Below are 20,987 nucleotides of genomic sequence, written 5' to 3'. Positions count from 1 at the left end.
GGGCAAGGGAATGCTTATGCCGTATCGCTATAGAGCCTAGTTGAAAAATCGCCCGTAAGCATAATGGGATTTTGCGCGGCCGGCATTTTCGCGCGCAGGGCGAGCGCTGGACGAGGGCATCCCGGACCTTCGCCGCCGCGCGCGGCGACCTATGATGAAGGGGGTTTCCCTGCCTTGACAACCCGCCCGCAGGACAACCATAATCGCCGAAGCGTTCGCTAAACGAATCACTGTTCACGCAACGAACAATTCAGCGGCGAAGCAATCGAAGGCGCCAGCCCGCTCTCCCCCTCGCGAGCCGTCGCCAGCATGCCCGGAGACTGTTTCCGCGCGAGCCTTGCCGGTTACGGCTGTCAGCCCCGCGGCACGTAGCGCCCCCAAAGGAAATTCGACATGATCAACAAGATTTTCGAGACACTTCAATCGGCGGTCGCCGATGTCCACGACGGCGCGACCGTCATGATCGGCGGCTTCGGCACGGCCGGCATGCCGTCCGAGTTGATCGACGCGCTGATCGAGCAGGGCGCGCGCAACCTCACCATCGTCAACAACAACGCAGGCAACGGCGATATCGGCCTCGCGGCGCTGCTGAAGGCCAAGCGCGTGCGCAAGATCATCTGCTCGTTCCCGCGCCAGACCGACTCGTATGTGTTCGACGCGCTCTATCGCGCCGGCGAAATCGAACTCGAACTCGTGCCGCAAGGCAACCTCGCCGAGCGCATCCGCGCCGCGGGGGCGGGCATCGGCGGCTTCTTCACGCCGACCGCTTACGGCACCAAGCTCGCCGAAGGCAAGGAAACCCGCCTGATCGACGGCCGTCACTACGTTCTCGAAGCGCCGCTGCACGCGGACTTCGCTCTGATCAAGGCGTACAAGGGCGATCGCTGGGGCAACCTGATCTATCGCAAGACCGCGCGTAACTTCGGACCGATCATGGCGAGCGCCGCGAAGACCGCGATCGTGCAGGTGTCGGAAGTGGTGCCGCTCGGCGGCCTCGATCCGGAAGAAATCGTCACGCCCGGCATTTTCGTGCAACGCGTGATCGCGGTGCCGCAAGCGGCGCATGCCCCCACGCCCAATCCTCACGACGCTGCTGCCTGACCCGGAGACCGACATGAAGAAACTGACTCGCGATGAAATGGCCAGGCGCGTTGCCCAGGACATCCCTGAAGGCGCTTACGTGAACCTCGGCATCGGCGTGCCGACGCTGGTGGCGAACCACCTCGCCGCAGACAAGGAAATCTTCCTGCACAGCGAAAACGGTCTGCTCGGCATGGGCCCGGCACCGGCGAAGGGCCAGGAAGACGACGAACTGATCAACGCCGGCAAGCAGCACGTCACGCTGCTGACGGGCGGCGCCTACTTCCATCACGCGGACTCGTTCGCGATGATGCGGGGCGGCCATCTGGACTTCTGCGTGCTCGGCGCGTTCCAGGTGTCGGCGAAGGGCGATCTCGCGAACTGGCACACCGGCGCACCCGACGCGATTCCGGCGGTCGGCGGCGCGATGGACCTCGCGATCGGCGCGAAGCAGGTCTACGTGATGATGGAGCATCTGACCAAGCAGGGCGAGAGCAAGATCACCGCCGAGTGCTCGTACCCGGTCACCGGTATCGGTTGCGTGACCCGTATCTATACGGACCTCGCAATGATCGACGTCACGAAGGAAGGCCTCGTCGTGCGCGAGATTTTCACGGACATCGGCTTCGACGAACTGCGGAAGCTGACCGGTGTGCCGATGACCGACGGCACGCAGGCCGCGCGCGCGGCCTGATGGTTGGCTGAGGCGTCGCGGCGGCGGTCTGCTTTGCGGCCGCGTCGATGGCGTCTCGTCTGAAAGCGGCATTGCGCGAACGGGCCAGCGCTGACGGGGCGAACTCCTCGTCAGCACTGGCCTGGCAACTTCAGCGACGGGCTGACCGCGTTTGGCGCACAATACGCAGCACATACCGCGGCATACGCACGGCACGAGCGCTTGCTCCGCCACGGCGTCTGCTTCGAACCGCCGCGCGCCGTGCCGCTTCTTCGCTTCCGATTCCCTCAAACATCGTCGTCACCATGCTCGACTCCAGCGCCCGTCTGACTGGCCTTCTTTGCGGCACACAGCCGATGAACGACATCTGGGCGCCGCGTGCCACGCTGCAGCGGATGCTCGACGTCGAAGCCGCGCTCGCGCGTGCCTCTGCCGCGCACAAAGTCATTCCCGGATCCGCCGTCCCCGCGATCGAAGCGGCCTGCCAGGCCGACCAGCTCGACGCCGACGCGCTCGCACGCGACGCCGCGCTCGGCGGCAACCTCGCGATTCCGCTCGTCAAGCAACTGACTGCACGCGTCAAAGCCGCCGATGCCGAAGCTGGCAAATACGTGCATTGGGGCGCGACGAGCCAGGACATCATCGACACCGCGACGGTACTGCAACTGCGCGACACTTTCGACCTGCTCGACGGCGGCCTGCAAGCCACCTGCGACGCGGTCGCGAAACTCGCGGCCACCCATCGCGCGACACCGATGATCGGCCGCACGTGGCTGCAACAGGCGCTGCCGATCACGCTGGGTCTGAAGTTCGCGCAATGGCTCGACGCGCTGTTGCGTCATCGCGAGCGGCTCGATGCGTTGCGCGAACGTGTGCTGGTGCTGCAATTCGGCGGCGCGGCCGGCACCCTCGCGAGTCTGCGCGAGGCGGCGCCGCAGGTCACGCAGTCGCTCGCCAAGGAACTCGGCCTCGCGGTACCGACCTTGCCGTGGCACACGCAACGCGATCGCATCGCCGAGACGGCGTCGCTGTTCGGCATGCTGATCGGCACGCTCGGCAAGATCGCGCGCGACGTGTCGCTGCAGATGCAAACCGAAATCGACGAACTCGCCGAACCGGCTGCGGCCGGCAAGGGCGGTTCGTCGACGATGCCGCACAAACGCAACCCGGTCGGTTGCGCGGCGGTACTGACGGCCGCGACACGCGCGCCCGGCCTCGTGGCGACCGTGTTCGCCGGCATGGTGCAGGAGCACGAACGCGCGCTCGGCGGCTGGCAGGCCGAATGGGACGCGCTGCCGGATCTCGCGCGCCTCGCGGGCGGCGCGCTCGCGAACATCGAACAGATCGCGTCCGGTCTGAGCGTGAACGTACCGCGCCTCGCCGCGAATCTCGACGTCACGCACGGCCTGATCCTCGGCGAAGCGGTGATGCTCGCGCTCGGCGATTCCATCGGCCGGCTCGACGCGCATCATCTGGTCGAGCGCGCGTCGAAGGCGGCGATCCGCGACGGCAAGACGCTGTATGACGTGCTCGCCGCCGACGCGGCCGTCACCGAACATCTTTCGCTCGAGCGCCTGAAGCAGCTGCTCGATCCCGCTCAATACGTCGGCCAGGCGCACGCATATGTCGACGCCGCGCTGACGCTTCACACCACGCGCGCGCAGCGCGCCCATTCCAAGGAGTAACCGGCATGCCCTACGCCGCAGTCAACGGCACCGAGCTTCACTATCGTATCGACGGCGATCGTCACGGCCACGCGCCGTGGCTCGTGCTGTCGAATTCGCTCGGCTGCGATATGTCCATGTGGACGCCGCAGGTCGCGGCGTTGTCGAAGCATTTCCGCGTGCTGCGCTACGACACGCGCGGCCACGGTCATTCGGAAGCGCCGAAGGGTCCATACACGATCGAGCAGCTGAGCGGCGACGTGCTCGGCCTGATGGATACGCTGAAGATCGCGCGCGCGAATTTCTGCGGCATATCGATGGGCGGCCTGACCGGCGTCGCACTCGCCGCGCGTCACGGCGACCGCTTCGAGCGCGTCGTGTTGTGCAACACGGCCGCGCGCATCGGCTCGCCGGAAGTGTGGGTGCCGCGTGCCGCGAAGGCGCGCAGCGAAGGCATGTTCGCGCTCGCCGACGCGGTGCTGCCGCGCTGGTTCACGGCAGACTTCATCGAGCGCGAGCCGGTCGTGCTGGCGATGATCCGCGACGTGTTCGTGCATACCGACAAGGAAGGCTACGCATCGAACTGCGACGCGATCGACGCGGCCGACCTGCGGCCCGAAACGCCGGGCATCAAGCTGCCGACGCTCGTGATCAGCGGCACGCACGATCTGGCCGCCACGGCCGCGCAAGGCCGCGAACTTGCGCAGTCGATTCCGGGCGCGCGCTACGTCGAACTCAATGCCTCGCATATCTCCAACATCGAAAAGGCCGGTGAGTTCACGAAGACCGTGCTCGACTTCCTGACGGAGGCAAAATGAACGACGAAGACCGTTACGAAGCCGGTATGGAGGTGCGTCGCGCGGTGCTGGGCAACGCGCACGTCGACCGTTCGCTCGCGAACCGCACCGAGCTGACCGAGGAGTTCCAGAACCTGATCACGCGTTACGCATGGGGCGAGATCTGGACGCGTGAAGGTCTGCCGCGTCATACGCGCAGCCTGCTGACGATCGCGATGATGGTGGCGTTGAATCGCAGCGAAGAACTCGCGCTGCACCTGCGTGCCGCCAAAAACAACGGCGTGACGCGCGAGCAGATCAAGGAAGTGCTGCTGCAGACCGCGATCTACTGCGGCGTGCCGGCGGCCAACTCCGCATTCCATCTGGCCGACAAGCTGTTTCGCGAGGATGATGCGGCGGCCGCGGCGGCGAAGTCGTAAAGACTGAGCACACGTAACTGGCCCTGCGCATCGCGCAGCGCGGCGATAAAGGCCGGGTGTCGAGCAGCGCATTGAGGTACTGGCGGTAGGAAGGGTTGCGGTAGCGGCCGGCCATTTCAGTTCGTCCATTCCGACCGGCCGCGACAGGTCAGGACTGCCTTGCGTTCAATGCAGGCCAGCGGGCCAGGGCAATGAACCACAGCAGAATGACGTTCGCCACCGGAATGAAGGTGAGCAGCGACCAGGCGCCCGCATATCCCGCCTTCTTCAGGATCAGCCATAGCGGGATAATCTCCGCGATGACGACGACAAGAACAAACACCAGCGAGTGCCATATGGAAAGAGCGCCCACGCATACCTCAATTTTTTAAAGTTGACGGGCAGAGCTGAGGATAACGACGCACGGGCGACTCCTTTCTCAATATTTCCGGCTGCCATCGATGCCGCACACCCGCTGCGCTTCACGTGCGTAGTCCTGCAACGCGGTCAGTTTCCGTATGGTCGCATCCCCGTCGCTGGTGATACCGAGAAGATCGTCAGCAGCCGCTGCGTCAAGTCCGGCTGTACCGGCTCCATCAGCTCCAACCATCCGTTCGCATCCGACCGTGCGGGAGGCGGCCAGACACTTCCGCGCCACGCAGCTGGCCGTACTCGACGCGTGCGAAGACTGGGAGGGCGATGGTTACATGCGGCCCGCAACGGGCTTTCGCGCCGGAAGCGGTATCGGATCGATTGCCCGCCTTGGCGACTATCTCGTGGAAGCCTACAGATAGACCCGAACCAGACGTACAGGCCGCGCGGGCAAGGGGTGTAATGATTGAAACAGAGCGAGGCAGGGGCCTTATGACGCGCCGCTCGCAGGCAAAAAAAGACCCGCGCGATGCGGGTCCGGGTCTGAACTGGCGCGGTTCACTCGATATGCCTGTACCGAGTGTCCCCGCCGCCACGCTGCAACTGTTTCGAAACGATAAGAAACTGTTCGTCACTAATCGTACACTCCAGTTCGCCTATCTCGTACACAGCAATCAGCTTGATCTTATTTCCGTTTCGCTCCTCAAAGGTAATCTGATACACCCCGCGCCACATTGGTTCGCCATCCTCATATTTACCGATCTTCTCGGACGCCAGTCGCACGGCCCTTGTTTTCGTAGCATCGAAATCCAGGGAGAGGATGTCAGTTTTTCTTAGCGCCATCTGGGCCACATAGGCCGGAAACCGGTCGCCGCATGGCGGGTATGGTCCGGGTTCCGCCAGGCATAGCGCGGGAAGGGATAGCAGCAGGACTGCAAAAGCGTGTTTCATGGATTCAAAGACCTCACTCTATCTGCTTGAACATTCTGTCAGCCTCGACTCTTGACAGCAAATGCTTCGAAACGACAAAAACCTCTACGGCACTCATTGAGCATTCAAATTCGCCAGCGTCGTTCACAGCAATCACCTTGACCTTGTTTCCGTTTTTTTCGTGAAAGGTGATGTGATAGACCTCACGCCACAACTGTTCGCCATCCTCATCTTTTCCTATTTTCTCGGACGCCAGTTGCACGGCTTGGGTTTTCGTATAGTCGATACTGCCAAGCATGCCAGCTTTTTTTAGGCTGTTTTCGGCGATGTTGGTCGGCCACCCGTCGCACGGCGGGTTCGGTCTGCCTTGCGCCAGGCATAGCGCGGGAAGGGATAGCAGCAGGACTGCAAAGGTGCGTTTCATGGATGTTTCACCCTAAGCATTCTGTCGCCACTGTTCCAGATTTGCTTGCGGTATGGCAAGTGCAGAACGATACATCCATTTGACGCGTTGCCGGGATCGGTCTGGCTGTCGCCGTGGATCATGAAGGCGGAACGTTCGCCTAAGCACGTTCCGCAAACCGGGTTAAGCCGCATCGAGAACGGTCCAGTTTTAGGGTGCGGAAACGGTGCCGTAATTTCATACAGGCCAACGGGGATTGGTCCCCAGTCGCGGACATACTGGCTACTGTGTTTATTCTTGTGCTCCCCCTTGCCGGAATATCCCTTACCTGTGGTTAATTTGTCGTTGTGATACAACAAGTGGCTCTCACGCTTGTAAATCCACACCACCGTCTTTTCCTCATTGGTTGTACGAACCAACGATTACACCAGATCATCTGGCTGCACACAATTTTTAAGATATACGTCAGTTTGATCTGCATCCCCGTATCGAGCCGACAGAGGCAAGTGCAATTGATCGCGAAAGATCACGGCGAATATGAGTATGGGGCCGATTCGTGGGGAAAACAGAACCACGCCGCAACGATTGCCGGCGCAACACAATGTAAAGAATGCGAATCAAAGCAACAAAAAAGAACGCGAAGATGCAGCCGCAACGAACGTTCAAAACGCAGATGTGCAAAAGCCGGACGTTACGAAGGTCGGCGAAGTGAAGCCTCAAGCCACGAAAACCGCAGCATACGAAAGCCGCAAAACGAAAACGCCTGTTACCGTTGTGAAGGAATGCGCGCCGTTCAGGACTGGTATCGAAGGAATCCGCACGGCATTCGCGGATTCGGCGCGCGTCGATATTTTTTATGCGGTAGTCGTCGCTACAACGCTCACCGGCGCCTGCACGCACACCGCACGCAACACCGTCTCCTTGATCACCTCGCGCCAATGCGCGAGCGCCGCCTCGTCCATCAGCGGCTCGCCGAGAAACGCGCCGAGCGTGTACTGATTGGCGTTATAGAAATAGCCGAGCGACGCGATCATCAGATACACGTCGCGCGCCGCGATATCGGTGCGAAACACGTGCTGCGCGCGGCCCGCCTCCAATAGCCTCTGCACGACCGAAATCGCGTAGCCCGAAATCTCCTTGAGCTTCTGCGATTTTTTCGCATGCTTGCCCTGGTGCAGATTTTCGCTCGACAGCAGCGTCACGAACTCCGGGTGATCGAGGTAGTACTGCCAGACGAACTCGACCATCTGTTCGAGGCCATGCACCGGATCGCGCAGATCGAGATCGAGTTTGCTTTCCGCTTCGTTGAACTGCGTGTAGATCGTCTCCAGCACTTCGATGAACAGCTGCTCCTTGCTGCCGAAGTAGTAATAGATCATCCGGTCGTGCGAACGCGCGCCCTTCGAAATACTTTCGATGCGGCCGCTCGCATAACCCTGCTTCGCGAACACCCTGATGGCCGCCTTCAGGATCTTGGCGCGCGTGTCCTGCGCCTGTTTCGCGCGGATACCGATGGCGCCCGGCTTGCGGGCGGCGGTGGGGCTCATGACGGTCTCGGATCTCTTTGTCAGCGTAGGTTTGAACGGCGGGCGCACAGACTCAGCACGCCGATGCCGCATTGCACCATGATTCCGCGTGACGGAAAACACGTTGCACAGTCGATTTTGATCGAGTAGATTTCAATCGAGTTTGGTGTAGAAGATACTACATGAACGGTGAGTGACCGCAACATGAAAATGGGCGGCCCACGCGGAAATGCCCTGAAACCGGGACGATTCGCGCACCACGCAGCACCGCCAGCCATGTCGCGCCTGTGATGTCGTAGGGAACCCCACGATGACAGAACATACGAAGGTCGATTTCGGTGCAGAGAGTGTCGATCGCGATACCGCGTCGACGCCGGGGCCGACCGTGCTCGCAAAGTCGGCGCCGCGCAGCGAGCGCATGGCCTCGAACAAGATCGAATGCAATGCGTGTCCGGTGCTGTGCCAGATCTCGGAAGGGCGCACCGGCGCGTGCGACCGTTATGCGAATGCGGATGGGCGGTTGATTCGCGTCGATCCGGTGGTGTTTCTGTCGCGTACGGATGATGCCGACGCCGATCCGGCAAATGCGGCGATCGAATTCGGCACAGCCCCCGCCGCGGACCCAGGCACCACCGAACCCGCCCTCTTCGTCACCGGCGTCGGTGCCTCCTCGACCTATCCCGACTACAAGCCCGCGCCGTTCATCGTCGCGTCGAAGCTCGACGACGTCGACATGGTCACCGTCGTCACCGAAGGCATCTTCAGCTATTGCAGCTTCAAGGTGAAGATCGACACCGACCGCTTTCTCGGCCCCGAACAGGCCAACGTGCGCTGCGACGGCGAGATCGTCGGTCACGTGAGCACGGCCGAATACGGCTCGCAGATGCTGAGCCTCGGCGGCGTCCATCATCTGACCGGCGGCAGCAAGAAAGAAGGCCGCGTGACCTGCGACATGATGCTCGCGCTCGGCAACAAGGAGGCGGTCGAGCTTGGTATCGACGGCGGCGCGAGTCTCGTGATTCGCGCCGGCGTCGCGCCGATCGTCGACGGTGTCGAGGAGCAGCGCATGCGCGTCGGCTGCGGCTCCGCGACGATCGGTATCTTCGCGAAGCAATGGTTCGGCCACGTCGATGAGGTGGTGGTCGTCGACGATCACATTACGGGCGTGCTGACCGAGCACCAGGCGGGCCGCTGCCTCGGCATGACGCGCTCGGGACTCAAGATACGCGGCCGCAAATCGACGCCGGGCCGCTATTTCCAGGTTGCCAATCCTGGCACCGGTTGGGGGGGCACCGACATTCAGGACCCGCTCGCGATCGTCGAAGGATTCGATCCGTCGGTCGCGAAGCCGGGCATGCGCGTGCTGATGGTCTCGACGACCGGCGAACACGCGCAATGGTACGAACTCGACGCACAGCTCGTGCCGCGCATCGCGCCGATGCCCGACGCGGTGCGCCGCACGGTCGAGCGGATCGGCGAGAACTGCGAGCCGTCGCTCGCGACGGTGCTGTTTCTCGGCGGCGCGGGCGGCAGTCTGCGCGCCGGCGCGACCGAGAATCCGGTGCTGCTCACGCGCGCGATCAAGCGCAAGCTCGTCAACGTCACGTGCGGCGGCGCGCCGGCTTATGTGTGGCCGGGCGGCGGCATCACCGTGATGGTCGATGTGACGCGCATGCCGGACCGCTCGTTCGGCACGGTGCCGACACCGGCGCTCGTCGCGCCGATCGAATTCACGATGACGTACGACACGTACCGCGATCTCGGCGGCCACGTCGAGGCGGTGCGCTCGTTGCAGAGCGTGCTCGCGAGCGGGCCGACGCATACGGAAGGCGCGCCGCTCGCGCGGCGGACGCTGGCTCGCGATCCGGACAATCCGTGGCCGCCTGCAATGCCCGGTTAAGCACCCTGACCAAAAAATCACACGATGACCCCCACCCGAACCCGCCTCGACGAACACCGCTGGCATTGGCAGCACGGGCCGATCGACCTGATCCTCGGCGCCGACGGCGAGCCCGACGCGGTGCGTGCCGCATATGACGCATGCTGGGAGCGCTTCAGTCCTGTGCTGGAGGAGCTGGTCCGCGAATTGAACGTGCTTCGGCAACCAGTGCAGGCTGTGGCGGCACGACATGATTGCCCGCTTCGAGGGCCGGTCGCGACGCGTATGTGGCGTGCGTGTCATCCGCATCGTTCGAGCTTCATCACGCCGATGGCGGCGGTTGCGGGCAGCGTCGCCGACGAACTGATCGCCGCGTTCGCGCGCGACGGCATCGCGCGTGCGTTCATCAACAACGGCGGCGACATCGCGCTGCACCTGGCGGCGGGGCAGCAGTATCGCGTGGGCGTGTTGGCGGACCTCGCGCAAATTTCGGGCACGCGTTTCGCGCACGACCCTGCGCTCGACGCGCATCTGACGCTCGACGCTCGGCAGCCGATTCGCGGCGTCGCGACGAGCGGCTGGCGCGGCCGCAGCTTCAGTCTCGGCATCGCCGACAGCGTGACCGTGCTCGCGCGCGATGCCGCGAGCGCCGACGCCGCCGCGACGATGATCGCGAACGCGGTCGAGCTCGACCATGCGGGAATCGTGCGGCGTCCGGCGTCGTCGCTGAAGGACGATAGCGATCTCGGCGATCTGCTGGTGACCGTCGACGTGCCGCGTCTGCCGCAGCCGCTGATCGATTTCGCGCTCGCGCGCGGCGTCGATGTCGCGAAGCGGTTGCGCGGCCAGGGTTTGATCGAAGGCGCCGCGCTGTTCCTGCAAGGACGGGCGCGGGTCACCGGCATCGACGATTCACGCGCGTTGTCCGCCACGCGCGTTTCACTGACAACGGAGGCGCCGTGTTCGAAATACGCCGCGTGCTGACGCACGTCGAAGACATCTTTCACGAGTTCGGCCCCGCGCCCGCGCAGCCGCTCAAACGAGGCGCGATCGCCGCGGTGATGACGAATCCGTTCGCGGGCCGCTACGAGCCGAAAATCGAACATGCGATGGAAGCGCTGAAGCCGATCGGCTTCGAGATGGCGCAACGGCTGCTGACGGCGATGGCGGTGCCGCATGCGTCGATCGAAAGCTATGGGAAGGGCGCGATCGTCGGCGCGCGCGGGGAACTCGAGCACGGCGCGCTATGGCATGTGCCCGGCGGCTACGCGATGCGCGAGCTGCTCGAAAAGCACGGCGTGCCGACCCACGCGATCGTACCGTCGACGAAGAAGGTCGGCGCGCCGTCCACCGCGCTCGACGTGCCGCTCACGCATGTCAACGCGAGCTACGTGCGCAGCCACTTCGATGCGATCGAAGTGCGCGTGCCCGGCGCCCCAGCCGCCGACGAGATCGTCTACATCCTCGTGATGAGCACGGGGCAGCGCGTGCATGCGCGGGTGGGCGGCCTCGCGAAAGAGGCGATCGTCGGCAAGGATGGCTTGCGCTGAAGCGGCGCGCGGCAACCATACAGCAAGGCAACGAAACTCGGAGAGCGCAAATGGCAATCAGGCTTCGCAAGCTGGTCGTGCAGGTCGACGAAACACGCATCGAAATGGGCCAGACCGTCGAGCCGCCCGCGCGCCGCGCGGTCGCGATCGCGGTGATCGATAATCCGTATGCGGGCCGCTATGAGGCGAAGCTCGACGCGCTGATCGAAGCTGGCGAGGAACTCGGCGCGCTGCTCGGCAAGCGCTGCGTCGAGGCGTTGGGCATCGCGCCCGGGGCGGCGCAAAGCTACGGCAAGGCGGCAATCGTCGGCGAGGCGGGCGAACTCGAACATGCGGCCGCGATCCTGCATCCGAAGCTCGGCGCGCCGCTGCGCGCGGCGGTCGAAAAGGGCGCGGCGCTGGTGCCGTCGGCGAAGAAGATCGGCACCCTGGGCACCGCGATCGACGTGCCGCTCGGCCACAAGGACGCCGCCTACGTGCGCAGCCATTTCGACGCGATCGAGGCGCGCGTGGCCGATGCGCCGCGCGCGAACGAAATCGTCGTGGCGGTCGCAGTGACCGCGTCGGGCCGGCCGCTGCCGCGCATCGGCGGCTTGCAGGCGAACGAGATCAAAGGCGAGGACGGCCTGCGCTGAGCGATCGTTTTTTTCAGCCGCCTGTTTGCCGTCGCTTGTTTTGCGGGTTGTTTCGCTGGTAGTGTCCTGCCGTTGACGCGGGCGCGCATGGTGCCGCCCGCGCTGCAACGTCCGCCGATCGGGCCGCTGCGCATGTTGCGCGCGCGCCGTTCGGCGAGCCGACGAGGGTCGCGATGCTTTCGAATCTGCTGGTACAACTGGTCAATGGACTCGCCGACGCGTCGACGCTGTTTCTGGTCGCCGCCGGTTTGTCGTTGATCTTCGGCGTGACGCGCATCGTCAACTTTGCGCACGGCTCGTTCTATATGTTCGGCATTTACGTCGCGTATAGCATCGCGAGCCGCTTTGGCCACACGGCGGGCGGCTTCTGGCTGTCGGTGCTCGCCGCCGCGCTCGCGGTCGCGGTGTTGGGCGCGCTCGTCGAAATCGTCGTGTTGCGGCGGATCTATCAGGCGCCGGAGTTATTCCATCTGCTCGCCACGTTTGCGCTCGTGTTGATCTTTCGCGACGCCGCGCTATGGCTTTGGGGCCCGGAGGATCTGTTCGGCCCGCGCGCGCCGCATCTCGCGGGCGCGGTCGACTTTCTCGGCCATCCGCTGCCCACGTACGACATCGCGCTGATCGTGATCGGTCCGGTCGTCTTGCTGCTGCTGTGGTACGCGTTGACGCGCACGCGTTGGGGCACGCTCGTGCGCGCCGCGACGCAGGATCGCGAGATGCTCGGCGCGCTCGGCATCAATCAGGCGTGGCTGTTTACCGGCGTGTTCTTCGTCGGCGCGTTTCTCGCGGGACTCGGCGGCGCGCTGCAAGGGCCGCGCATGTCGGCGAACCTGTCGCTCGACCTCGAGACGATCGGCAATGCGTTCGTGGTCGTCGTGGTCGGTGGCATGGGTTCGATTCCGGGCGCATTCGTCGCCGCGCTGCTGATCGCCGAGATCAAGGCGCTGTGCATCGGTATCGGGCACGTGACGATCTTCGGCATCGGTTTATCGCTGAGCCGCTTCACGCTGGTGGCCGAATTCGTCGTGATGGCGGTCGTGCTGGTGGTGCGGCCTTGGGGTTTGCTCGGCCGCGCGAGCGCCGCGGTGCGCGCGATGGGTACGCCGGAAACGCCATTGCGTCCGGCGGGCAGGCGTCTGAAGGGGCTGGCCGCCTTCGTGTTGCTGGTGCTGGTTCTGGCGCCGCTCGCGGCCAACGCGTTTCCGTATATGCCGGTGCTGCTGGTTGAAATCCTGATCGCGGTGCTGTTCGCGGCGAGTCTGCATTTCATCATGGGTCCGGGCGGCCTGCATTCGTTTGGCCATGCCGCGTACTTTGGACTTGGCGCTTACGGCGCGGCGCTGTTTCTGAAGGTGCTGAATCTGCCGATGGAAGCCGCGTTGCTGCTCGGGCCGCTGCTGGCGGTGGTGGGCGCGCTCGTGTTCGGCTGGTTCTGCGTGCGCCTGTCCGGTGTCTATCTGGCGATGCTGACGCTCGCGTTCGCGCAGATCGTCTGGTCGGTCGTGTTCCAGTGGGACGACGTGACGGGCGGCAGCAACGGCATTCTCGGTCTTTGGCCGTCGAACTGGCTGTCGTCGCAGGTCGCGTTCTACTACCTGACGCTCGCGTGCGCCGTGCTCGGCGTGTGGCTGCTGCGCCGCATGCTGTTCTCGCCGCTCGGCTATGCGATGCGCGCGTCGCGCGATTCCGCGCTACGCGCCGAGGCGATCGGCATCGACGTGAAGCGGGTTCAGTGGGCGTCGTTCGTGATCGCGGCGTTGTTCTGCGGACTCGCCGGATCGCTGTACGCGTTTTCGAAGGGCAACATCTCGCCCGAAGTGATCAGCGTGAGCCGCTCGGTCGATGGCCTCGTGATGGTGCTGCTCGGCGGCTTGCAGACGTTGAGCGGGCCGATCGTCGGCGCGGCCGTGTTTACGTGGCTGCAGGACACGGTCGCGCGCCAGACCGACTACTGGCAGGCGCTGCTCGGCCTCGCGATCCTGCTGCTGGTGATCGCGTTTCCACAGGGTATCGTCGGCTTCATTCGCGAGCGTTTCGGCGACGCGAACGGCGATCAGGCCGACAAGACCAACGGCGGCGCCGCGTCGCCGTCGCAACGGGCCGCCGCGGTCAAGGAGGGGCTATGAGCCTGCTGCGCGTAAGCGGTCTGTCGAGATCGTTCGGAGGACTGAAGGCGGTCGATAACGTTTCATTCGATCTCGAGGCGGGTCAACTGCTGGCGCTGCTCGGCCCCAACGGCGCGGGCAAATCGACTTGTTTCAACATGGTCAACGGCCAGTTGCAGCCGTCGTCGGGTTCGATTCTGCTCGACGGTCACGAACTCGTCGGCATGCGGCCGCGCGATATCTGGCGGCGCGGCGTCGGCCGCACGTTCCAGATCGCCGCGACGTTCAACTCGATGACGGTGCTCGAAAACGTGCAAATGGCGCTGGTGTCGCGCGAGAAAAAGACCTTCGGCCTCTGGAAGCCAGCGGGCTCGCACCATGCCGACGAAGCGTTCGCGCTGCTCGAACAGGTCGGCATGGGCGCGCACGCGAAGCGCGCGTGCGGCGTGCTCGCGTATGGCGACGTGAAGCGCGTCGAGCTTGCGATCGCGCTCGCGAACCGGCCAAAGCTGCTGTTGATGGACGAACCGACCGCCGGCATGGCGCCGAAGGAGCGCAACGAATTGATGGCGTTGACCAGGCGGCTGGTGACCGAACACGAGATCGGCGTGCTGTTCACCGAACACAGCATGGACGTCGTATTCGCGTACGCCGACCGGATGATCGTGCTCGCGCGCGGCAAGCTGATCGCCGAAGGCGACGCCGACACGATCCGCAACGACGCACGCGTGCAGGAGGTCTATTTCGGCACCGGCAAGACGTTCCGGCCGCACGCGCCACTGCAAGACGCGTCGGGCAGCGCGCGGGATCGTGGAGCATTGCAATGAGCGAACCGATGCTGAAAGTCTCCGGCCTCAATGCGTTCTACGGTCGCGCGCACATTCTGTTCGACGTCGGCCTCGAAGTCGGCCGCGGCGAGGTGGTCGCGCTGATGGGCCGCAACGGCGCCGGCAAATCGACGACGATGAAAGCGGTGATGGGACTGCTGCCGCGCCGCCACGGTGAAGTGACGTTTCGCGGCCAGAACATCAGCGCGCTCGCGCCGTACAAGATCGCGCGCATGGGCGTCGGTTTCGTGCCCGAGGACCGCCGCGTGTTCGCGGACCTGACGGTGATGGAAAACCTCGACACGGGCCGCCAGCCGCCGCGCGAAGGCGCGCCGCAATGGACGCCCGACAAGCTGTTCCGCCTGTTTCCGAATCTCGGCGAAATGCCGAAGCGCCCCGGCGGCCAGATGAGCGGCGGCGAGCAGCAGATGCTGACCGTGTCGCGCACGCTAATGGGCAATCCGTATCTGGTGCTGCTCGACGAACCGTCCGAAGGCGTCGCGCCGGTGATCGTCGAGCAGATGGCGAACATGATTCTCGAACTGAAACGCGAAGGGCTATCCATTCTGTTATCCGAACAGAATCTGCACTTCGCCGAGCTGGTCAGCGACCGCGCGTATGTGCTCGAGAAAGGGCAGATCCGTTTCAGCGGCACGATCGGCGAACTCGCACGGAACGAAACAGTGAGGCGCGCTTATCTGAGCGTGTGAATTCATCGGGTAGTGTCGGCGAAAGGAGAGGCAGATGGCGGCAGAGACGTTGACAGGCTTGTCGGGCAAGGTCGCGGTAACGAACATCGGGCTGCTGCTGTCGGGCGATATCGATCAGCCGATTCTCGACGCGGACACGCTGGTGATCGACGACGGCGTGATCGTCGCGCTCGGCCGCGAGAAAGACTGCGATCTCGAAGGCGCGCGCACGACGGTCGACTGCAAGGGCACGACGGTCGCGCCGGGCCTGATCGACTCGCACGTGCATCCGGTGTTCGGTGACTGGACGCCGCGCCAGAATCAGCTCGGCTGGATCGAGTCGAATCTGAACGGCGGTGTGACGACGATGATCTCGGCCGGCGAAGTGCATTTGCCTGGCCGTCCGAAAGACGTGCTCGGCGTGAAGGCGCTCGCGATCACCGCGCAGCGCTCGTTCGACGGCATGCGCGCGGCCGGCGTCGGTGGCGGCGTCAAGGTGCTGGCAGGCGCGCCGGTGATCGAGAAGGGCATGGTCGAGCAGGACTTCAAGGAGCTGTCCGAAGCCGGTGTGAAGCTGCTCGGCGAAGTCGGCCTCGGCAGCGTGAAGGGCGGCGAGGAAGCGCAACAGATGGTCGCGTGGGCGCGCAAGTACGGTATCCAGAGCACGATTCACACGGGCGGTCCGTCGATTCCGGGCTCCGGCCTGATCGATCGGGACGTGGTGCTCGCCGCCGATGCCGATGTGATCGGCCACGTCAATGGCGGCCATACGTCGCTGTCGTACCGGCACGTGTGCGATCTGTGCGAGCAGTCGAGCCGCGCGCTCGAAATCGTCCACAACGGCAACGAGCGGATCGCGTTGCTGACCGCGCGCCATGCGGTCGAGCTGAAATGCCCGCATCGGATCATTCTCGGCACCGATAGCCCGGCCGGCTCCGGCGTGCAACCGCTCGGCATTCTGCGCATGATCGCGCTGATCTCGAGCCTCGCCGACGTCCCCGCCGAAATCGCGTTCTGCTTTGCGACCGGCAATACCGCGCGGCAGCGCCACCTGCGCCAGGGGCTGATCGAGGTGGGCCGTCCCGCCGATCTCGTGTTCATGGACCGCGCGCAGCATACGGCCGCCGACACGCTGCTCGAAAGCGTGCAGCTCGGCGATATTCCGGGTGTGGGGATGGTGATGATCGATGGTCTGATCCGCTGCCGGCGCAGCCGCAATACGCCGCCCGCGACCGAAGTGCCGGTGGTGCTGTGAACGCGCGGCGCGACAGGGTGCTCGCATCATGATGAACCGCGCCGCGCAGCTCGTGCTGAAGGTGAACGGCGCGACGCATGTGGTCAGCGCGGCGGCGCAGACACCGCTGCTCTACTTGCTGCGCAATGATCTCGCGCTGAACGGGCCGAAGTTCGGGTGCGGTCTCGGCGAATGCGGCGCCTGCACCGTGCTGCTCGACGGCATGCCGACGCGCGCCTGCGTGACGACCGCCGAAGTCGCGCTGGGCCGCGAGATCACGACGCTCGAAGGGCTCGGCACGCGCACCGCGTTGCATCCGGTGCAGCAGGCGTTCATCGACGAACAGGCCGCGCAGTGCGGCTACTGCCTGAACGGCATGATCATGACCGCGAAGGCGCTGCTCGATCGCGATCCGCATCCGAGCGTCGCGACGATCCAGCGCGAGCTGTCGCGCAATCTGTGTCGCTGCGGCACGCATGTCGAGATCGTGCGCGCGGTGCAGCGCGCGGCGCAATTGCTCGACGCGCAAACGGACGTGGACGACGGAGCGCGCGTATGACCGGGCCGGACTTCAGCGTCGATCGTCGTGGCGCGACGCCGTCGCGCAAGCAGTTGTACGACGCGCACAGCGTGCTGATCGTCGCGCGGCCGCCGCATGCACCGGTCAAGGCCGCGCTCGGCCAGCCGGGTTCGCGGTCTTCGTTCGTGCCGAGCGAGGCGGATCTGTTTCTGGTCGTGCGCGACGATGGCAGCGTGGTCGCGTTCAACGGTCACGTGGACCTGGGCACCGGCATCGGCACCGCGCTCGCGCAGATCGTCGCGGAAGAACTCGATGTGCCGTTGACGCGTGTATCGATCGTGCTCGGCCATACCGGCGAAACGCCGAACCAGGGACCGACGATCGCCAGCGCGACGATCCAGATTTCGGCGGTGCCGCTGCGGCAGGCGGCGGCGCAAGCGCGTCAGTATCTGGTCGCGCAAGCGGCCGCGCGCCTGAATGTAGACGCGAACGATCTCGACGTGCAGGACAGCCGCGTGTTTCCACGCGATGGCGACCCGGCGCAGGGCATTCACTATGGCGAGCTGATCAAAGGCCAGCGTGTCGAACTGCTGCTGTCGAACGATGCGCCTTTGAAACCGCCGCACGCGTATCGCGTCGTCGGTAAAAGCGCGCCGCGTGTCGACATTCCCGCGAAGGCGACCGGTGAGCTGAGCTTCGTGCACGACGTGCGCGTGCCCGGCATGCTGCATGGACGCGTGGTGCGGCCGCCTTATGCGGGCGTCGCGCAGGGTGAGTTCATCGGGCATAGCCTGCTGGAAGTGAACGAAGCGGCGATTCGCGATTTGCCTGGCATCGTCAAGGTGGTCGTGATTCGCGATTTCGTCGGTATCGTCGCCGAGCGTGAGGAGATTGCGCAACAGGCGGCGCAGCGGCTCGACGTGCGATGGAAAACGGTCGATGGCCTGCCGCCGCTCGACACGAGCGAGCAGGTCGAAGCGGCGTTGCGCGCGAATCCGGCGACGCGGCGCGATCTGGTGATCGAAGGCGACGTGGATGCGGCGCTCGCGCAAGACCCGTCGCGCACGTTGGAACGCACCTACGTTTGGCCGTTCCAGATGCACGCATCGATCGGCCCGTCGTGCGCGGTCGCGGACTATCGCAACGGAGACGGCGACGACACGCAGCTGAAAATCTGGTCCGGCACGCAGAACCCGCATTCACTGCGCGCCGACCTCGCGTTATTGCTGACACTCGACGAAGCGCGCATCGACATCGTGCGGATGGATGCGGCGGGCTGCTACGGACGCAATTGCGCTGACGACGTCGCCGCCGACGCCGCGCTGCTGTCGCGCGCAGTCGGCGCGCCGGTGCGCGTGCAGCTATCGCGCGAGGACGAACACGCGTGGGAACCGAAGGGCGCCGCGCAACTGATGGACGTACGCGGCGCGCTCACCGCCGAAGGCGAACTGGCCGCCTACGACTTTGCGACGCGCTATCCGTCGAACGACGCCCCCACGCTCGCGCTGCTGCTGACCGGCACGATTCCCGCGCAGCCGCAGGTGTTCGAGATGGGCGACCGCACGGCCGTGCCGCCGTACGACTATCGCAGCATGCGCATCGTCTGCGACGACACGCCGCCGATCGTGCGCGCCGCGTGGCTGCGCGGTGTGTCCGCGTTGCCGAACACGTTCGCGCACGAGTCGTTCATCGACGAACTGGCCGAGCAGGCCGGCGTCGATCCGGTCGAATTCCGCCTCAGGCATCTGACCGATCCGCGCGCGATCGACCTCGTCAAGGCGGTCGCGGCGAAAGCCGGGTGGGAACCGCGCGAACCCGCGTTCAGAACGCGCGGCGAGGACCACGAAGACGGCAACATCGCGCGCGGCCGCGGCATCGCGTACGCACGCTACGTGCACAGCAAATTCCCGGGGTTCGGCGCCGCATGGTCCGCGTGGGTCGCCGACGTCGAAGTCGATCGCAACAGCGGCGAACTGGCGGTCACGCGCGTCGTGGTCGGCCAGGACACCGGCACGATGGTCAATCCGGATGGCGTGCGTCACCAGATTCACGGCAACGTGATCCAGACGACGAGCCGCGCGCTGAAGGAGCAGGTCAGGTTCGGCGACAACGCGGTGACGAGCCAGGAGTGGGGCGCGTATCCGATCCTGACGTTCCGCGAAGTGCCGGTGATCGACGTCGTGATGATGCCGCGCCACGGCGAGCCGCCGATGGGCGCGGGCGAGTCGGCGTCGCTGCCCGGCGCGGCCGCCATCGCCAATGCGCTGTACGACGCGACGGGGGTGCGTTTCCGTCGCCCGCCGTTCACGCCGGAAAAGATCCGCGCCGCGCTCGCCGACGCGCAGGCGGAAGACGCGGCGGCGGCGCGCAGGAAAAAGCGCTGGCGGCGCGGCTTTTTCGGCTTGTTGGCCGCGGGCGCGGTCGGCTGGCTTGGCGCGCTGTCGTTTGCCTCGGTTTCCAGCGCGCCGCTTGCGCCGATCACGCCGCCGCTTGCAAGCGCGTTTGCGCCGGAACTGGTCGCGCGTGGCAAGCTGCTCGCGTCGCTCGGTAATTGCGCGGTTTGCCATACCGCCCACAACGGCGTCCCGAACGCCGGCGGCAAGCCGCTCGCGACCCCGTTCGGCATCGTCTACAGCACCAACCTCACGCCCGACGGCCAGACCGGGATCGGCCACTGGTCGCTCGAAGCGTTCGTGCGCGCGATGCGGCACGGCATCAGCCGCGACGGTCATCGGCTGTATCCGGCGTTTCCGTACACGTCGTTCCAGAACATCTCCGATGACGATCTGCACGCGCTCTACGCGTATCTGATGTCGCAAACGCCGGTGCGCAGCCGGCCGCCCGAAACGAAGCTCGCGTTTCCTTTCAGCGTGCGTCCGCTGATGGCTGCATGGAACGGCCTGTTTCTCGGCCGCACCGCGTTTACCGCCAACCCCGCGCAGAGCGCGCAATGGAATCGCGGCGCGTATCTGGTGAATGGCCTTGGCCATTGCAGCGCGTGCCACACGCCGCGCAACGCGTTCGGCGCCGAGAAAACCGGCGCGGCGTTCATGGGCGGAGGCAGCGCCGAGGGCTGGGAAGCGCCCGCGCTGTCGGCGTTGTCGAATGCGCCGGTGCCGTGGAGCGAGGACGAACTGTTCCGCTATCTGCGCGACGGTCACGCGCCGTTGCACGGCGTCGCGGCCGGGCCGATGGCGCCGATGATCGGCGATCTGGCGGCGCTGCCCGACAGCGATATCCGCGCGATGGCCGTCTATCTCGCGTCGCTCAATCCGCTGGAGCCGAACGCCGATCCGGCCGCAACCGCGCGCGAATACGAACAGGCCAGCGCGATGACGGGCGCGCCGGTCACGGCGGGTGCGCGGCTTTTCGACGGCGCGTGCGCCGCGTGCCATCACACCGGCAGCGGACCTCAGTTGTTCGGCGCACATCCGTCGCTGGCGCTGAACACGAACCTGCACGGCGCGACGCCGGACAACCTGATTCGCGTGATTCTCGACGGCATCGGCTCGCCTGCGCGGCCCGAACTCGGTACGATGCCGGCTTACCGCGACAGTTTCAACGACGCCCAGGTCGCCGAGCTCGTGTCGTTCCTGCGCGCGCAGTTCGCGGGCGGCAAGCCGGCATGGCAGGACGTCGCCGCGAACGTGGCCAGAATCCGCGCGGAACCTCGCGAGCAATGAGCCGCCAGCCGTCGTCCGAAGG

20 protein-coding genes are annotated in these 20,987 nt (G+C 65.2%); 15 read left to right on the top strand and 5 right to left on the bottom strand.

Going from position 1 to position 20,987, the window contains the following annotated elements:
• The first annotated feature begins 393 nt into the window (after positions 1-393).
• From F6X40_RS33505 to pcaC, 5 genes are all read left to right on the top strand, one after another.
• Positions 394-1,101 carry a 3-oxoacid CoA-transferase subunit A gene (locus tag F6X40_RS33505; protein WP_062131411.1) on the top strand — a complete coding sequence of 236 codons (708 nt, stop codon included), beginning with the start codon at positions 394-396 and terminating at the stop codon, positions 1,099-1,101.
• Between the two features lie 13 nt (positions 1,102-1,114).
• Positions 1,115-1,774, top strand: a complete 660-nt coding sequence (locus F6X40_RS33500) for a 3-oxoacid CoA-transferase subunit B (protein ID WP_184063230.1) — start codon at positions 1,115-1,117, stop codon at positions 1,772-1,774.
• 284 nt (positions 1,775-2,058) lie between these two features.
• Positions 2,059-3,438 (top strand): 3-carboxy-cis,cis-muconate cycloisomerase, encoded by a 1,380-nt coding sequence (locus F6X40_RS33495; RefSeq protein ID WP_187630776.1) that lies wholly within the window; start codon positions 2,059-2,061, stop codon positions 3,436-3,438.
• Positions 3,439-3,443: 5 nt separating this feature from the next.
• Entirely contained in the window at positions 3,444-4,235 is a 792-nt protein-coding gene (gene pcaD / locus F6X40_RS33490) for a 3-oxoadipate enol-lactonase (protein ID WP_090807263.1), read from the top strand.
• Entirely contained in the window at positions 4,232-4,633 is a 402-nt protein-coding gene (pcaC, locus tag F6X40_RS33485) for a 4-carboxymuconolactone decarboxylase (RefSeq protein ID WP_187619599.1), read from the top strand. The genes pcaD and pcaC overlap by 4 nt, the downstream gene beginning before the upstream one ends.
• A gap of 148 nt (positions 4,634-4,781) precedes the next feature.
• Here pcaC and F6X40_RS33480 read toward each other — a convergent pair whose 3' ends face one another.
• The 5 genes from F6X40_RS33480 to F6X40_RS33460 all read right to left on the bottom strand — a co-directional run bounded on the left by F6X40_RS33480 (position 4,782) and on the right by F6X40_RS33460 (position 7,864).
• Positions 4,782-4,985 carry a hypothetical protein gene (locus F6X40_RS33480; protein ID WP_187630775.1) on the bottom strand — a complete coding sequence of 68 codons (204 nt, stop codon included), beginning with the start codon at positions 4,983-4,985 and terminating at the stop codon, positions 4,782-4,784.
• Between the two features lie 557 nt (positions 4,986-5,542).
• Positions 5,543-5,935, bottom strand: a complete 393-nt coding sequence (locus F6X40_RS33475; protein ID WP_184063218.1) for a hypothetical protein — start codon at positions 5,933-5,935, stop codon at positions 5,543-5,545.
• A 13-nt stretch (positions 5,936-5,948) separates the two neighbouring features.
• On the bottom strand, positions 5,949-6,338 hold the full coding sequence (locus tag F6X40_RS33470; protein WP_187630774.1) for a hypothetical protein: 390 nt from the start codon (positions 6,336-6,338) through the stop codon (positions 5,949-5,951).
• Complete coding sequence (locus tag F6X40_RS33465) at positions 6,335-6,736, bottom strand: tlde1 domain-containing protein (protein WP_222946233.1); 402 nt, start codon at positions 6,734-6,736, stop codon at positions 6,335-6,337. The genes F6X40_RS33470 and F6X40_RS33465 overlap by 4 nt, the downstream gene beginning before the upstream one ends.
• Positions 6,737-7,171: 435 nt before the next feature.
• Positions 7,172-7,864 carry a TetR family transcriptional regulator gene (locus tag F6X40_RS33460; RefSeq protein WP_187630773.1) on the bottom strand — a complete coding sequence of 231 codons (693 nt, stop codon included), beginning with the start codon at positions 7,862-7,864 and terminating at the stop codon, positions 7,172-7,174.
• 289 nt (positions 7,865-8,153) lie between these two features.
• Here F6X40_RS33460 and F6X40_RS33455 point away from each other — a divergent pair, with 289 nt between their 5' ends.
• The 10 genes from F6X40_RS33455 to F6X40_RS33410 all read left to right on the top strand — a co-directional run bounded on the left by F6X40_RS33455 (position 8,154) and on the right by F6X40_RS33410 (position 20,965).
• Positions 8,154-9,743: a 6-hydroxynicotinate reductase gene (locus F6X40_RS33455; protein WP_187630772.1), complete on the top strand. Its 1,590-nt coding sequence runs from the start codon at positions 8,154-8,156 to the stop codon at positions 9,741-9,743.
• A 24-nt stretch (positions 9,744-9,767) separates the two neighbouring features.
• A complete protein-coding gene (locus F6X40_RS33450) occupies positions 9,768-10,706 on the top strand; it encodes a UPF0280 family protein (protein ID WP_187630771.1) in 939 nt (312 codons plus the stop codon).
• Positions 10,682-11,272 (top strand): amino acid synthesis family protein, encoded by a 591-nt coding sequence (locus F6X40_RS33445; protein WP_184063206.1) that lies wholly within the window; start codon positions 10,682-10,684, stop codon positions 11,270-11,272. Before F6X40_RS33450 ends, F6X40_RS33445 begins: the two co-directional genes overlap by 25 nt.
• A 50-nt stretch (positions 11,273-11,322) precedes the next feature.
• Positions 11,323-11,907 carry an amino acid synthesis family protein gene (locus F6X40_RS33440; RefSeq protein WP_184063204.1) on the top strand — a complete coding sequence of 195 codons (585 nt, stop codon included), beginning with the start codon at positions 11,323-11,325 and terminating at the stop codon, positions 11,905-11,907.
• A 173-nt stretch (positions 11,908-12,080) separates the two neighbouring features.
• A complete protein-coding gene (locus tag F6X40_RS33435; protein WP_187630770.1) occupies positions 12,081-14,033 on the top strand; it encodes an ABC transporter permease in 1,953 nt (650 codons plus the stop codon).
• Positions 14,030-14,839: an ABC transporter ATP-binding protein gene (locus F6X40_RS33430; RefSeq protein WP_184063200.1), complete on the top strand. Its 810-nt coding sequence runs from the start codon at positions 14,030-14,032 to the stop codon at positions 14,837-14,839. Before F6X40_RS33435 ends, F6X40_RS33430 begins: the two co-directional genes overlap by 4 nt.
• The gene (locus tag F6X40_RS33425; protein WP_018423559.1) at positions 14,836-15,549 is read left to right on the top strand and encodes an ABC transporter ATP-binding protein; all 714 of its coding nucleotides are present in this window, start codon (positions 14,836-14,838) and stop codon (positions 15,547-15,549) included. The genes F6X40_RS33430 and F6X40_RS33425 overlap by 4 nt, the downstream gene beginning before the upstream one ends.
• A 34-nt stretch (positions 15,550-15,583) precedes the next feature.
• Positions 15,584-16,783, top strand: coding sequence for an amidohydrolase family protein (locus F6X40_RS33420; RefSeq protein ID WP_187630769.1), 1,200 nt, complete (start codon positions 15,584-15,586; stop codon positions 16,781-16,783).
• A 31-nt stretch (positions 16,784-16,814) separates the two neighbouring features.
• Positions 16,815-17,321 (top strand): (2Fe-2S)-binding protein, encoded by a 507-nt coding sequence (locus F6X40_RS33415; protein WP_090807233.1) that lies wholly within the window; start codon positions 16,815-16,817, stop codon positions 17,319-17,321.
• Positions 17,318-20,965 carry a molybdopterin cofactor-binding domain-containing protein gene (locus tag F6X40_RS33410; RefSeq protein ID WP_187630768.1) on the top strand — a complete coding sequence of 1,216 codons (3,648 nt, stop codon included), beginning with the start codon at positions 17,318-17,320 and terminating at the stop codon, positions 20,963-20,965. The genes F6X40_RS33415 and F6X40_RS33410 overlap by 4 nt, the downstream gene beginning before the upstream one ends.
• Positions 20,966-20,987: the final 22 nt, after the last annotated feature.

The organism is Paraburkholderia sp. UCT31, from assembly GCF_014397655.1.
Classification (GTDB): Bacteria; Pseudomonadota; Gammaproteobacteria; order Burkholderiales; family Burkholderiaceae; genus Paraburkholderia; species Paraburkholderia tuberum.
The sequence above is the reverse complement of the archived record's forward strand: the minus strand, read 5'-3'. Positions and strand labels throughout refer to the sequence as shown.

Excerpts from the sequence above, each read along its gene's own strand:
- F6X40_RS33455 (WP_187630772.1), top strand. The coding sequence starts at position 8,154 with ATGACAGAACATACGAAGGTCGATTTCGGTGCAGAGAGTGTCGATCGC.
- F6X40_RS33450 (WP_187630771.1), top strand. The coding sequence starts at position 9,768 with ATGACCCCCACCCGAACCCGCCTCGACGAACACCGCTGGCATTGGCAG.
- F6X40_RS33460 (WP_187630773.1), bottom strand. The coding sequence starts at position 7,864 with ATGAGCCCCACCGCCGCCCGCAAGCCGGGCGCCATCGGTATCCGCGCG.
- F6X40_RS33435 (WP_187630770.1), top strand. The coding sequence starts at position 12,081 with ATGCTTTCGAATCTGCTGGTACAACTGGTCAATGGACTCGCCGACGCG.
- pcaD (WP_090807263.1), top strand. The coding sequence starts at position 3,444 with ATGCCCTACGCCGCAGTCAACGGCACCGAGCTTCACTATCGTATCGAC.
- F6X40_RS33420 (WP_187630769.1), top strand. The coding sequence starts at position 15,584 with ATGGCGGCAGAGACGTTGACAGGCTTGTCGGGCAAGGTCGCGGTAACG.
- F6X40_RS33475 (WP_184063218.1), bottom strand. The coding sequence starts at position 5,935 with ATGAAACACGCTTTTGCAGTCCTGCTGCTATCCCTTCCCGCGCTATGC.
- F6X40_RS33415 (WP_090807233.1), top strand. The coding sequence starts at position 16,815 with ATGAACCGCGCCGCGCAGCTCGTGCTGAAGGTGAACGGCGCGACGCAT.
- F6X40_RS33470 (WP_187630774.1), bottom strand. The coding sequence starts at position 6,338 with ATGAAACGCACCTTTGCAGTCCTGCTGCTATCCCTTCCCGCGCTATGC.
- F6X40_RS33495 (WP_187630776.1), top strand. The coding sequence starts at position 2,059 with ATGCTCGACTCCAGCGCCCGTCTGACTGGCCTTCTTTGCGGCACACAG.
- F6X40_RS33505 (WP_062131411.1), top strand. The coding sequence starts at position 394 with ATGATCAACAAGATTTTCGAGACACTTCAATCGGCGGTCGCCGATGTC.
- F6X40_RS33430 (WP_184063200.1), top strand. The coding sequence starts at position 14,030 with ATGAGCCTGCTGCGCGTAAGCGGTCTGTCGAGATCGTTCGGAGGACTG.
- F6X40_RS33410 (WP_187630768.1), top strand. The coding sequence starts at position 17,318 with ATGACCGGGCCGGACTTCAGCGTCGATCGTCGTGGCGCGACGCCGTCG.
- pcaC (WP_187619599.1), top strand. The coding sequence starts at position 4,232 with ATGAACGACGAAGACCGTTACGAAGCCGGTATGGAGGTGCGTCGCGCG.
- F6X40_RS33440 (WP_184063204.1), top strand. The coding sequence starts at position 11,323 with ATGGCAATCAGGCTTCGCAAGCTGGTCGTGCAGGTCGACGAAACACGC.
- F6X40_RS33425 (WP_018423559.1), top strand. The coding sequence starts at position 14,836 with ATGAGCGAACCGATGCTGAAAGTCTCCGGCCTCAATGCGTTCTACGGT.
- F6X40_RS33500 (WP_184063230.1), top strand. The coding sequence starts at position 1,115 with ATGAAGAAACTGACTCGCGATGAAATGGCCAGGCGCGTTGCCCAGGAC.